The following is a 13,558-nucleotide window of genomic DNA, read 5'->3' as shown; positions in this document are numbered from 1 at the left end:
GCTACGCTTTTTTTATATGTTTTTGCCTTCCTATCTTGTAATATTGATATAAATTTAAATGGCTTATTCGTAATGAAATTTAGAAGTTATGTTTTGTCACGGTCAATTGTATTACTATTCCAAAAGGATCTCGCACAATGGCATAACCCGGGCTGAAGGAGTTTTTTTCAAAAGGTGTTAAAATATAAACCTCATCATGTTGAATTAGATTGTGATAGAGTGCTTCAATGGTTTGGAAATCTTTAGATTGAATGCATAATGATGAGCTATTACTTAATTGCCAAGGGCGTGTGGAATCCACTGCCTGTTCTGCAATCATAATTTTATTTGTGCCAATTTGTAAAACGGAATGGGTAATATAATGTTCCTGGCTTTCTTTATACGTAAAATTCGGGTCTATTTCTTTCATTTCTTTATAATTCTTTTTAAATAAAACTTTTGCGCCTAAATACTGTTCGTAAAATGCAATTGCTTTAGCACCTTGCCCATTTAATGATAAAAAAGGGATTACTTCAAAGTTCATTGTATTGCCTCCTTCATATATGTTTACACTTATTACTATACAAATATAAGGTGCCAATACGTGGCACCTATAGGGGGAATTTATGAAAAAAGTTGAACGTTTAAATCAGATGCTACGTTTTATTAATCAAAAACAAATATTCACATTGAAAGATTTAATAGATGAATTTCAAATTTCAAAAAGGACAGCTTTACGTGATATTGCATCATTAGAGGAAATGGGTGTACCTCTTTTTGCGGAATATGGTCGGTATGGAGGGTATCGTTTAATAAAAACGATGACATTACCACCAATTTCATTTACAAATCATGAAGTTTTTGCACTTTATTTTGCAATGCAAGCGCTAAGAAGCTTTGTAAGTATTCCCTTTCAAATCTCGTTTCATTCCATTAATAAGAAATTTTTAGATAGTGTTTCGCCAAAACAGTGTGAGCAAATTGAAAACTTGCAAAAAAGAGTGTCCTTTTTTCATTTGGAACAGGCACATGAATGTGGTTATTTAGAAGAGATTTTGTTAGCTGCTGTTCAAAATAGGGCTTTAACTATAAACTATGTAACGCCGAAACAAACGACAATGCGACGTATTCAACCGATTTCGATTTATGCAATGAAAGGTTATTGGTATTGTCAGGCTTACGATTTAGATAAATTGGCTTATCGAGTGTTTCGCTGTGATCGTATTAGGTCGTTAGAAATAGTAGGTGCTCAGGATAGTCTGGATTTGGAAAATATAAATATACATAACGCACATAGTCTGTGGAAGGCAACTGAACAAGCTATTCAATTTAAATGCTCAATTACTGCGAGGGGGATAGAGATATTTAAGCAACAGCAATATCCTTCGATGAAGTTATGGGAAGAATGTGAAGATACATATTTAATAGGAACTTATGAGCCTGCTGAAATCAACTTTATCATCGCGTATCTAGCTAGTTTTGGTAAAACTATAAAAATAATTGAGCCATCTTCTTTAAAAGAGAACTTGAAGGAATACTACTTAGATTTAATACAAAATTTGTAACGTAAATTTGAAACGAAGAGATATTAGTTTGTTGGAACAAATAAAATAAAAACTTTTTCTGAATCTAAAGCTCGACATTTGGACGATTGTTGTCATAGTTATAAGACAAGTGTTACAATTATCATTAGGTTTATACATTTTAGTTTTTTTAATTAGGAGAAAAATTGGCATAACATAAATTTGATTTTTATAACGACTGATTGTAAAGAGAAAAAGAAAGCAATCGGAAGTTTTATTTTAATAAAAGAGGAGCGTATTTCCTATGATCGGTATTTTAAAAAAGGTATTTGATGTCAACCAGCGCCAAATTAAACGTATGCAGAAGACAGTGGAGCAAATTGATGCATTAGAACCATCTATTAAGCCACTAACTGATGAACAATTAAAAGGAAAGACGATTGAATTTAAAGAACGTCTAACAAAAGGTGAGACAGTAGACGATCTACTTCCTGAAGCTTTTGCGGTTGTTCGTGAAGCGGCAAATCGTGTTCTTGGAATGCGTCCATATGGCGTACAGCTAATGGGTGGTATCGCCTTACATGAAGGAAATATCTCTGAGATGAAAACAGGTGAAGGTAAAACGTTAACATCTACTTTACCTGTATATTTAAACGCGTTAACAGGAAAAGGTGTTCACGTTGTTACAGTCAATGAATACTTAGCACAACGTGATGCAAGTGAAATGGGACAACTTCATGAGTTCCTTGGCTTAACTGTAGGGATTAACTTAAACCATATGTCGCGTGAAGAGAAACAAGCTGCTTATGCTGCTGATATTACGTATAGCACAAATAACGAGCTTGGATTCGATTACTTACGTGACAACATGGTGTTATATAGAGAGCAGTGTGTTCAGCGTCCACTTAATTTTGCTATCATCGATGAAGTCGATTCTATTTTAGTCGATGAGGCGCGTACGCCGCTTATTATTTCTGGACAAGCTCAAAAATCAACAGAGCTATACATGTTTGCAAATGCATTCGTTCGTACATTAGAAAATGAAAAAGAGTATTCATTTGATGTGAAAACGAAAAATGTAATGTTAACTGAAGATGGTATTACGAAAGCAGAGAAAGCTTTCCATATTGAAAACTTATTTGATTTAAAACATGTAGCGCTTCTTCACCATATTAATCAGGGGCTTCGTGCACACGTTGTTATGCACCGTGATACAGATTATGTTGTACAAGAAGGCGAAATCGTAATCGTAGACCAATTCACTGGTCGTCTTATGAAAGGTCGTCGTTATAGCGAAGGTTTACACCAAGCTATTGAAGCAAAAGAAGGCGTAGAAATTCAAAATGAAAGTATGACGCTTGCAACAATTACGTTCCAGAACTACTTCCGTATGTACGAAAAGTTATCTGGTATGACTGGTACAGCGAAAACGGAAGAAGAAGAATTCCGTAGTATTTACAATATGAATGTTATCGTAATTCCAACGAATAAAGATATTATTCGTGATGACCGTGCTGATTTAATCTTCAAATCAATGGAAGGTAAATTCAATGCAGTTGTTGAGGATATTGTAAATCGTCATAAGCAAGGACAACCTATTCTTGTTGGTACAGTTGCAATTGAAACGTCAGAGCTTATTTCGAAAATGTTAACACGTAAAGGTGTACGTCATAATATCTTAAACGCAAAAAACCATGCGCGTGAAGCAGATATCATTGCAGAAGCTGGTATGAAAGGCTCTGTAACAATTGCGACGAATATGGCTGGTCGTGGTACGGATATTAAGTTAGGCGAGGATATTAAAAACGTTGGTCTAGCAGTTATCGGTACAGAGCGTCACGAAAGCCGTCGTATTGATAATCAGTTACGTGGTCGTTCTGGTCGTCAAGGAGACCCTGGTGTAACACAGTTCTACTTATCAATGGAAGACGAACTAATGCGCCGCTTCGGTTCTGACAATATGAAAGCGATGATGGATCGTCTTGGTATGGATGATTCACAGCCAATCGAAAGTAAAATGGTTTCTCGTGCGGTAGAATCTGCGCAAAAACGTGTAGAAGGAAATAACTATGATGCACGTAAACAGCTATTGCAATACGACGATGTACTTCGTCAACAACGTGAAGTAATTTATAAACAGCGTCAAGAAGTAATGGATTCAGCGAACTTACGCAGCATTATTGAAGGTATGATGAAATCTACGATAGAACGTGCTGTTGCACTTCATACGCAAGAAGAAATCGAAGAAGATTGGAACATTAAAGGTCTTGTCGATTACTTAAATACAAACCTTCTTGAAGAAGGAGATGTAAAAGAAGAAGAGTTACGTCGCCTTGCTCCGGAAGAAATGAGCGAATCAATTATCGCGAAATTATTAGAGCGTTATAACGAAAGAGAGAAACTTCTACCTGAAGAGCAGACGCGTGAATTCGAAAAGGTTGTTGTATTCCGTGTTGTAGATACGAAATGGACAGATCATATCGATGCAATGGACAATCTTCGTGAAGGTATTCATTTACGTGCTTACGGACAAATCGATCCACTTCGTGAATACCAAATGGAAGGATTCGCAATGTTTGAGTCGATGATCGCTTCTATTGAAGAGGAAATCGCTCGTTACATTATGAAAGCTGAAATTGAGCAAAACTTAGAGCGTCAAGAAGTTGTTCAAGGTGAAGCTGTTCATCCATCAAGCGATGGCGAAGACGCGAAGAAAAAACCGGTTGTAAAAGGTGACCAAATGGGACGCAACGATTTATGTAAATGCGGTAGTGGCAAGAAATATAAAAACTGTTGTGGCATTGGGCAGTAATAGGGAACTGTAGTTTAGACTGCTTTGCAAATTTTTACATCAAAAATGTATAATAAAGTGAAACTTTAATCAGTGGTTTTTTTCATTCCCATTGATTATTAGCCCTCACCAATCGGGCTTTTACTGGCAGTTCGACTTTCACCTAACTTCTTCGCATTCGCCGAATTTTGAGATGGGAGTCTTACTGCCTGCAAATAGCGGGATAAAAAGGATTAAACTCTCTCCGTAATGAGCGGAGAGAGTTTCCCTTGTTTTCATATGAAAGTAACAGCAATTACATAGAGGTGAAGGAAATGGAATTAGTAGAAATTAGGCAAGAATTAGAAAAAATGGCTAAGAGATTAGCGGCTTTTAGGGGGTCTCTTTGACCTTCCTACTAAGGAAAAACAAATTGCAGAATTAGAAGAAACGATGATGGGCGCTGGATTTTGGGATGACCAACAAGGCGCACAAGCTGTAATTAATGAAGCGAATGCGCTGAAAGATATGGTTGGAAGGTTCCGTCAGTTAGATGAGACGTTCGAAAACTTAGAAATGACGCATGACCTACTTAAAGAAGAGTATGATGAAGATTTACATGAGGAATTAGAATCTGAAGTGAAAACTTTAATTCAAGAAATGAATGAGTACGAGCTTCAGTTACTATTAAGCGATCCTTATGATAAAAATAACGCTATTTTAGAATTACACCCAGGTGCAGGTGGAACAGAGTCACAAGACTGGGGTTCTATGTTATTACGTATGTACACACGCTGGGCTGAGAAACGTGGGTTTAAAGTAGAAACGGTTGACTACTTACCGGGCGATGAAGCTGGTATTAAGAGTGTTACATTATTAATTAAAGGTCATAACGCTTACGGTTACTTGAAAGCGGAGAAAGGTGTACATCGTCTTGTACGTATTTCACCGTTCGATTCTTCAGGTCGTCGTCATACATCGTTCGTATCTTGTGAAGTTGTACCTGAATTCAATGATGAAGTTGAAATTGAAGTGCGTACAGAAGATTTGAAAATAGATACGTATCGTGCAAGTGGTGCAGGCGGACAGCACGTTAATACGACAGATTCAGCAGTTCGTATAACGCATATACCAACGAACACGGTTGTAACATGTCAGTCAGAGCGTTCTCAAATTAAAAACCGTGAACATGCGATGAAAATGCTGAAAGCGAAATTATATCAAAAGAAATTAGAAGAACAACAAGCGCAATTAGATGAGATTCGCGGAGAGCAAAAAGAAATTGGATGGGGCAGCCAAATCCGTTCTTACGTATTCCACCCGTATTCTCTTGTGAAAGACCATCGTACAAATACAGAAGTTGGTAACGTACAAGCAGTTATGGATGGGGAAATTAATCCATTTATTGATGCGTATTTACGTTCTCGTATTTAATAAGAGAAAAAGCCAACAGAACTGTTGGCACATGCTGAGGTCCAAGAGGATATAAAGAGGCTTATCTTATTTATATTGATGAAATAAAGGGGAAGAGAAGTTGAAGGCGACAACTTCTCTTTTTGATGAGATTATATGTAGAATACAATGCCGTATATTGTTTTGTAAAAAGTAGAGAATAGTAAAACAGAGCGGTAATAGGGTAGGGCTTTATATAGGGATTCTCAGTTTTGGTTTGAAGAAAAAGGCTCTTTATAGAACTTTTTAAGGTGTTCACAGAATTGAAACAATTTGTGAAAGCTTTATTTTATTAGGCTTCTCACTATATTTGTGAAAAATATGAAATATACCTTAGTTTTTCTATATAAAGATAATGCTTATAATGAATAATGAGTGTGTTATGAAGATTATTGTCTAGTTATGAATGAAAAGAATATCAACAATGGGGAGCGATGGAAGTGAAAAAGAAATTGTTGGCTATTGCGTTAGGGACATCAGTCGTTTTTGCCTTAGGAGCATGTGGAAATAAAGAAGAGAGTAAGTCTTCGAATCAGTCTGCAAGTACAGATAGTGCAGAACAAATTTTCCAAAGAAGTTGTGCTGGTTGTCACGCGAAAGATTTAGCAGGAGCAACTGGACCTGATTTAAGAAAAGTAGGCAGCAAGTATGACGCTGCAGATATCGAAGAAATTATTAAAAAAGGTCGTGGCTCAATGTCACCTGGGCTTATTCAAGGTGAGGACGCAAAAAAAGTAGCTGAATGGTTAGCGGAGCATAAATAAGAAACGTAATTAATAAACGAGCTGATTGTATAACTTGACCGAAAAGTGCTTCGGGTTAAGTAATTACATGAGCTCGTTTACCTTTTCCTGGGATGTAACATAACTGTAACAAAATTGTATCCGAATTGGAAACCGATTGATGTTACAATGGGGTTTGTAGAATTTTGATGAAATATATTACATAGAGTAGCGTTGCTAATAAAAAGCATGTATGGAAGCTACCTTCAACAAGAATGGTCGAGCGAAAATAAAGGTTTTTCTTTTATTTTCAAATGTACGGAAAAGTATTTCGAAAAAAATCATTAAGTATTGGGTGATAAATAATGATAAAAATGACGAATGTTTATAAGGAGTACCCAAATGGTATGAAAGCCATTGCTGGTCTCACAGTTAACATTAAACAAGGTGAATTCGTATACGTAGTTGGACCGAGTGGAGCCGGAAAATCTACATTTATTAAAATGATGTATCGTGAAGAGAAGCCATCTACAGGATCAATTAATGTAAATGGACTTGTAATTGAAACATTAGCAGAAAGAGATGTTCCATATTTCCGTCGTCAATTAGGCGTAATTTTCCAAGATTTTAAATTGCTACCTAAATTAACGGTATATGAGAATGTTGCGTTTGCGTTAGAAGTAATTGAAGAAGAACCAGATGCGATTCGTGAACGTGTTACAGAAGTGTTAGGTCTTGTAGGTCTAGAGGATCGTGCAGATGCACTTCCAAGCGAACTTTCAGGTGGAGAGCAACAACGTGTGGCGATTGCAAGAGCGATTGTAAATAGACCAAAGGTTGTAATTGCTGATGAGCCAACAGGTAACTTAGATATTGAAACAGCGCTTGATATTATGAATATTTTTAAACGTATTAATGAGCGTGGTACAACGATTGTTATGGCGACACATAACGCAGATATCGTAAATACAATTCGTCATCGTGTAATTGCAATTGAAGGCGGAAGAATTGTTCGAGACGAGATTGAGGGAGGATACGGATATGAAGGCTAAAACCCTTAGTCGACATTTGCGAGAAGGTGTGAAAAATCTATCCCGTAACGGATGGATGACATTTGCTTCTGTAAGTGCAGTAACAGTTACATTATTACTTGTAGGTGTCTTTTTGGCAGCGATTATGAATATGAACCATTTTGCGACGAAAGTAGAGCAAGATGTAGAGATTCGTGTACACATTGATCCAGCAGCAAAAGAAGCTGATCAAAAGAAATTAGAAGATGATATGGGTAAGATTGCAAAAGTAGACTCTATTAAATATTCTTCTAAAGAAGAAGAGTTAAAACGCTTAATTAAAAGCTTAGGTGATAGCGGAAAAACGTTTGAGTTATTTGAACAAGATAACCCATTGAAAGATGTATTCGTTGTAAAAGCAAAAGAACCAACAGATACGGCAACAATTGCGAAAAAGATTGAGAAAATGCAGTTTGTAAGTAATGTTCAATACGGTAAAGGTCAAGTTGAAAAATTATTTGATACTGTAAAAACTGGTCGTAACATCGGGATTCTGTTAATTGCTGGTCTTCTATTTACAGCGATGTTCTTAATCTCTAACACAATTAAAATTACAATTTATGCTCGTAGTACTGAGATTGAAATTATGAAACTTGTTGGTGCAACAAACTGGTTTATTCGTTGGCCATTCTTGTTAGAGGGGTTATTCCTAGGAGTATTAGGATCAATTATTCCAATTGGCCTAATTTTAGTTATATACAATTCATTGCAAGGTGTGTTCAATGAAAAACTTGGCGGAACAATTTTCGAGCTTCTACCATACAACCCATTCGTATTCCAATTAGCTGGTTTATTAGTGTTAATTGGTGCATTAATCGGTATGTGGGGAAGTGTAATGTCAATTCGTCGCTTCTTAAAAGTATAAAAAGTTGCAAACATAATTCGTACAAGCTTATCATATAGTAGAAATAGGTAAAGGCATCACACATCGTGTGATGCCTTTTGCTACACCACCTGTGTGTTCTGGAAAGGGGAATTCCGCATTGAAACGTAGAGTTGCAATTATTGGAATGGTTGTTGCATTTTTAATTGGTGCTGGCGGGATGTTTGGTGGTATGTACTGGTTTGGGATAAACCCAGCGTATGTAACGCAAACAGTATCGAATGGTAATGCTGGCACAGCGCAAGGGAATTTGGCAAAGATTAATGAGGCGTATGCACTAATTGATTCACGTTATGTGGAAGACGTGAAAGACGACAAGTTAGTCGAAGGTGCGATACAAGGAATGTTATCTACGCTGAAGGACCCTTATTCCACGTATATGGATAAAGAAACGGCAAAACAGTTTAGTCAGTCACTGGATCCTGAACTTGAAGGGATTGGAGCTGAAGTGAACAAGACGGACGGTAAGCTTATTATCGTATCGCCAATTAAAGGTTCACCAGCAGAAAAGATAGGAATTAAACCGAATGACCAAATTTTATCTGTAGATGGAAATAGTGTGAAAGATTTATCACGTGAAGAAGCAGTATTAAAAATTCGTGGTAAAAAAGGAACGACTGTTGCAATTGAAATTAAGCGCGCAGGAGTGGCTGATCCGATAGAATTTAAAATTAAGCGTGAAAAGATTCCGATCTTCACTGTATTTAGTTCCGTAAAGCAAGAGAGCGGAAAAGATATCGGTTATATGCAAATTACTTCTTTTGCTGAAAATACTGCGAAAGAATTTAAGGATCAGTTAAAAGAGTTAGAGAAGAAACATATAGCAGGTTTAGTTATTGATGTACGTGGTAATCCTGGTGGCTATTTAAATAGTGTAGAAGACATACTAGGAGAAATCATGACAGATAAAAAGCCAATGCTACAAGTAGAACAGCGAAATGGTGAGAAGAAGAAATTCTCCACTGAACTGAAAGAAAGAAAGCCATATCCAATTTCAGTATTAATTGATAATGGAAGTGCTTCTGCTTCAGAGATTTTAGCGGGTGCGCTAAAAGAAGGAGAAGGATACGATTTAATTGGTGAAAAAACGTTTGGTAAAGGTACTGTTCAGCAGGCTGTTCCATTTAAAGATGGCAGCAACATTAAATTAACGATGTTTAAATGGTTAACACCGGATGGCAATTGGATTCATAAAAAAGGAATCGCGCCAACTGTAGAAGTGAAGCAACCAGATTATTATCATGCGACACCAATTCAAATTGAAAAGACACTTTCATACAATTCAAATGATGTACAAGTAAAACACGCGCAAGAAATGCTTAAGAGTTTAGGATATGTACCAGGACGTGAAGATGGATACTTTAGCAAAGAGACAGAATCAGCACTAAAAGCATTCCAAAATGCGAATGAGATGGAAGCAACAGGACAACTCGATAAAAAGACAGCTGAAGCGCTTCAAACTAAAATTATTGAAAAAATCCGTTCTGGAGAAAATGATTTACAATTACAGACGGCATTGAAATTAATAGCGAAATAAGAAAGAATACAGGCACTTTGATGCCTGTATTTTTTATGTGTTAAACAAACATTTCTTTAGTTATGATAAGATAAAAAGAAAAAATGATATAAATGGTGGTGAATGAATTCGTGGAGGCATGGCTTTTTGAAATACTACGAGCAGTTGGACGTTTTTTCTTACACCCTGCTGTCTATGTATTTTTAATTAGTAGTATCTTCGTTGGATACTTACGTATATTACGAGAACGAAAAGATTTTTCTTTTAAAGTATATGATATTTGGTTTGAACTACGAACAACTCTATTTGCAGGTATTGGGTACGGATTAATCGTATCTATTATTACGATTGGACTCGGGCTTGTTGTTTCAAAAGCGAGTTTATGGGCAATTTTACTTTGGACGCTATTATTTGGATTAACTGCTATGTATCGATATTTATCTGTAGCTTATACTTTCGGAATCGCTATTGCATTCGTGTTGTTATCGTCTAAGATGCCAGTCTCCTTCTTACAGCTTGGAGAAGGTGAAGAGGGTACGATTGTATCCCTTGCTATTTTACTAGGCGTTATGCTTGTTGTAGAGGGGTTATTAATCTCTAAAAATGCAGTGCGATATTCTACGCCGAAAATTAAGAAAGGTAAGCGTGGGCTAAGAATTGGACTACATGAATCAAATCGTTTATGGCTTGTACCAGTATTTATTCTTATACCAGGAGACGCGGTGACAGGATTTATTTCTTGGTGGCCTGTCGTTTCAATAGGTTCGACTACATACTCTTTATTCCTCGTTCCATTTTTAATTGGATTTATGAGAAAGATTAGAAGTTATGAGCCGACAGAAGCTTTATTATTTACAGGAAGACGTGTCTATGGATTAGCAGGGCTCGTACTCGTTTTAGGTATCGCAAGTTACTGGTGGCACGTACTCGCAATTATCGCGATGGGAGTTGCAATGCTTGGACGTTTCACGATCTCGATGCAAGAGAAAATTGCGGATGAGAAAAGGCCAGCATACTTTGCCGCACGTAATGATGGACTTGTTGTGTTAGATACAATTCCGAATACAATTGGGGCGGAGATGAATTTAAAGCCTGGAGAAGTTATTACGAAAGTAAATGGAGTCATTCCAAGAAGTACCGAAGAGTTTTATGATGCGCTTCAAACGAAGACGACAGGGGCGTTTTGTAAATTAGAAGTATTAGATACAAATGGTGAGCTTCGTCTTGCTCAAACAGCATTATATGCCGGGGGACATCACGAGTTAGGTGTTGTGTTTGTTCAGCAAGAACATGAGTGGGATTCGGAAGCTATATAAAATAAAATGGAAACCTTCATCAAACACAGATGAAGGTTTTTTTAGTTTCATAGACGGATAACTTGAATAATTATTTGATAATGGTTATCATTTAGAGAGTCTTTTAATTTGGAAAATGGAGGGGAAATATGCTACGTAAATTTTTTTCTTACTATAAACCGTACAAAGGTTTATTCGTACTCGATTTTTCCTGTGCAGTTATCGCAGGTTTACTCGAACTTGGTTTCCCGCTTATCGTAAATCAATTTATTGATAAGTTATTACCGGGACAAAACTGGACACTTATTTTATGGGCTTGTTTCGGTTTGTTCGTAGTTTATGTGTTAAATGCAGGTTTGCAATATGTCGTTACATATTGGGGACATATGCTTGGTGTTAACATTGAAACAGATATGAGGCAGAAATTATTTGATCACATTCAAAAGCTATCATTTAGATTTTTTGACAATAATAAAACAGGTCATTTAATTTCACGCCTTACAAACGATTTAATGGAAATTGGGGAAATTGCTCACCATGGACCAGAAGATTTGTTTATCGCTATTATGACTTTAGTTGGGGCATTTTCATTTATGATGATGATTAACTGGAAGTTAGCGCTATTAACATTCTTCGTCATTCCATTCTTATTATGGTTGGCGCTTTACTTTAATAAAAAAATGACAGGTACGTTTAGACGTTTATTCTCAGATGTTGCTGATTTTAATGCATGCATTGAGAACAATGTTGGGGGTATTCGAGTTGTACAAGCATTCGGAAATGAAAAGTTTGAGAAAGAGCAATTTGCTGTCAACAACGCTCGTTTCCGTACAACGAAATTAATGGCGTATAAAATTATGGCGTTAAATTCATCGATTAGTTATATGTTGATGCGTCTTGTAACACTCTTTGTATTAATATGTGGTACATGGTTTGTTCTGCAAGGTGAATTAACGTACGGTGGATTTATTGGATTCGTTTTATTAACGAATATTTTCTTCCGCCCAATTGAAAAAATTAATGCGGTTATTGAAAGTTATCCGAAAGGAATCGCTGGTTTTAAAAGATATGTAGAGCTTCTTGAAACAGAGCCGGATATTGTAGATTCTAAAGATGCAATAGAAGTTAAACATGTACACGGTGATATTCAATACAATAACATTACGTTCGGATATGAAAACAAAGAACCAATTTTAAATGATATTAGTTTGAAAATCCATGCAGGTGAAACAGTTGCTTTCGTAGGGCCATCAGGGGCAGGGAAAACAACACTATGTAGTTTATTACCACGTTTTTATGAACAATCATCTGGATCGATTCAAATTGATGGCATTGATACGAAAGAGATGACGTTGTCGTCACTTCGTAAGCAAATTGGAATTGTGCAGCAAGATGTTTTCTTATTCTCAGGAACAATTCGTGAAAATATCGCTTACGGAAACTTAAAAGCGTCAGAAGCTGAAATTTGGCAGGCGGTAAAACGTGCCCAGTTGGAGGATTTAATTTACTCGCAACCAGACGGTTTAGATACAGTTATTGGTGAGCGTGGTGTGAAACTTTCAGGAGGACAAAAGCAGCGCTTAGCAATTGCACGTATGTTCTTGAAAAACCCGCCAATTTTAATTTTAGATGAAGCAACTTCTGCGCTAGATACAGAGACGGAACTTGCTATTCAAAAATCACTTGCTGAGCTATCCGTTGGTCGTACAACGTTAGTTATCGCTCACAGGCTTGCAACGATTAAAAATGCAGATCGTATCGTTGTTGTAAATAAAGATGGTATTGCAGAGCAAGGTTCGCATGAGGAACTAATTGGGCAAGGCGGAGGATACAGCCGGTTATATGAAGCTCAATTCAGTTCGTAAATATAATTTCTGCTGAATTAGTGCACCCTAAGTAAGTGAAAATCTTATATGGGGGGCTATAAAGCATGATTGTAACAACAACTTCTACAATTCAAGGGAAAGAAATTATTGATTATATCGATATCGTCAATGGAGAAGCAATTATGGGGGCGAATATCGTTCGTGACCTGTTTGCTTCTGTTCGCGACGTTGTCGGTGGTCGCTCAGGCGCTTACGAAAGTAAATTAAAAGAAGCGCGTGACATTGCAATGGAAGAGATGAAAACTCTCGCAAGACAAAAAAATGCGAACGCGATTGTTGGTATCGACGTCGACTACGAAGTCGTTCGCGAAGGGATGCTAATGGTTGCGGTGAGCGGGACTGCTGTTCGTATATAAAGTGAAACTTTAATCAGTGGGGGTTTTGTTCATCCCCCACTGATTATTAGTTGAACCAATCGGGCGTTTACGGGCAGTTGATCTTCCACTTAACTTCTTTGCTCAA

Annotated in this window: 11 protein-coding genes; 10 read left to right on the top strand and 1 reads right to left on the bottom strand. The window is 36.9% G+C overall.

Features of this window, described 5'->3' with window-relative positions:
* Positions 1-79 precede the first annotated feature (79 nt).
* Positions 80-523: a VOC family protein gene (locus KI356_RS08980; protein ID WP_128281830.1), complete on the bottom strand. Its 444-nt coding sequence runs from the start codon at positions 521-523 to the stop codon at positions 80-82.
* Positions 524-605: 82 nt separating this feature from the next.
* On the opposite strand from KI356_RS08980, the gene KI356_RS08975 reads away from it, so the two are divergent.
* The 10 genes from KI356_RS08975 to KI356_RS08930 all read left to right on the top strand — a co-directional run bounded on the left by KI356_RS08975 (position 606) and on the right by KI356_RS08930 (position 13,452).
* Positions 606-1,544: a helix-turn-helix transcriptional regulator gene (locus KI356_RS08975; RefSeq protein WP_212935278.1), complete on the top strand. Its 939-nt coding sequence runs from the start codon at positions 606-608 to the stop codon at positions 1,542-1,544.
* 262 nt (positions 1,545-1,806) lie between these two features.
* On the top strand, positions 1,807-4,314 hold the full coding sequence (gene secA / locus KI356_RS08970; RefSeq protein ID WP_212935277.1) for a preprotein translocase subunit SecA: 2,508 nt from the start codon (positions 1,807-1,809) through the stop codon (positions 4,312-4,314).
* 293 nt (positions 4,315-4,607) lie between these two features.
* A protein-coding gene (gene prfB, locus KI356_RS08965) for a peptide chain release factor 2 (protein WP_106408074.1) occupies positions 4,608-5,706 on the top strand; the annotation gives its coding sequence in 2 pieces (ribosomal slippage) (positions 4,608-4,679 and positions 4,681-5,706; 1,098 coding nt in all).
* Positions 5,707-6,164: 458 nt separating this feature from the next.
* Entirely contained in the window at positions 6,165-6,488 is a 324-nt protein-coding gene (gene cccB / locus KI356_RS08960) for a cytochrome c551 (RefSeq protein WP_002144867.1), read from the top strand.
* Positions 6,489-6,811: 323 nt separating this feature from the next.
* Positions 6,812-7,498: a cell division ATP-binding protein FtsE gene (gene ftsE / locus KI356_RS08955; protein WP_128281833.1), complete on the top strand. Its 687-nt coding sequence runs from the start codon at positions 6,812-6,814 to the stop codon at positions 7,496-7,498.
* Complete coding sequence (ftsX, locus tag KI356_RS08950; protein ID WP_128281834.1) at positions 7,488-8,381, top strand: permease-like cell division protein FtsX; 894 nt, start codon at positions 7,488-7,490, stop codon at positions 8,379-8,381. Before ftsE ends, ftsX begins: the two co-directional genes overlap by 11 nt.
* A gap of 118 nt (positions 8,382-8,499) precedes the next feature.
* Positions 8,500-9,936 carry a S41 family peptidase gene (locus KI356_RS08945; protein WP_438820841.1) on the top strand — a complete coding sequence of 479 codons (1,437 nt, stop codon included), beginning with the start codon at positions 8,500-8,502 and terminating at the stop codon, positions 9,934-9,936.
* Between the two features lie 110 nt (positions 9,937-10,046).
* Positions 10,047-11,231 carry a PDZ domain-containing protein gene (locus KI356_RS08940; RefSeq protein WP_212935276.1) on the top strand — a complete coding sequence of 395 codons (1,185 nt, stop codon included), beginning with the start codon at positions 10,047-10,049 and terminating at the stop codon, positions 11,229-11,231.
* 128 nt (positions 11,232-11,359) lie between these two features.
* A complete protein-coding gene (locus KI356_RS08935) occupies positions 11,360-13,075 on the top strand; it encodes an ABC transporter ATP-binding protein (protein ID WP_212935275.1) in 1,716 nt (571 codons plus the stop codon).
* A gap of 65 nt (positions 13,076-13,140) precedes the next feature.
* Entirely contained in the window at positions 13,141-13,452 is a 312-nt protein-coding gene (locus KI356_RS08930; protein ID WP_000637520.1) for a YbjQ family protein, read from the top strand.
* The last annotated feature ends 106 nt before the right edge of the window (positions 13,453-13,558 follow it).

It is taken from the genome of Bacillus hominis, assembly GCF_018332515.1.
Classification (GTDB): domain Bacteria; phylum Bacillota; class Bacilli; order Bacillales; family Bacillaceae_G; genus Bacillus_A; species Bacillus_A hominis.
Note: the sequence above shows the minus strand (reverse complement) of the source record. Positions and strands in the feature narration are given on the sequence as shown.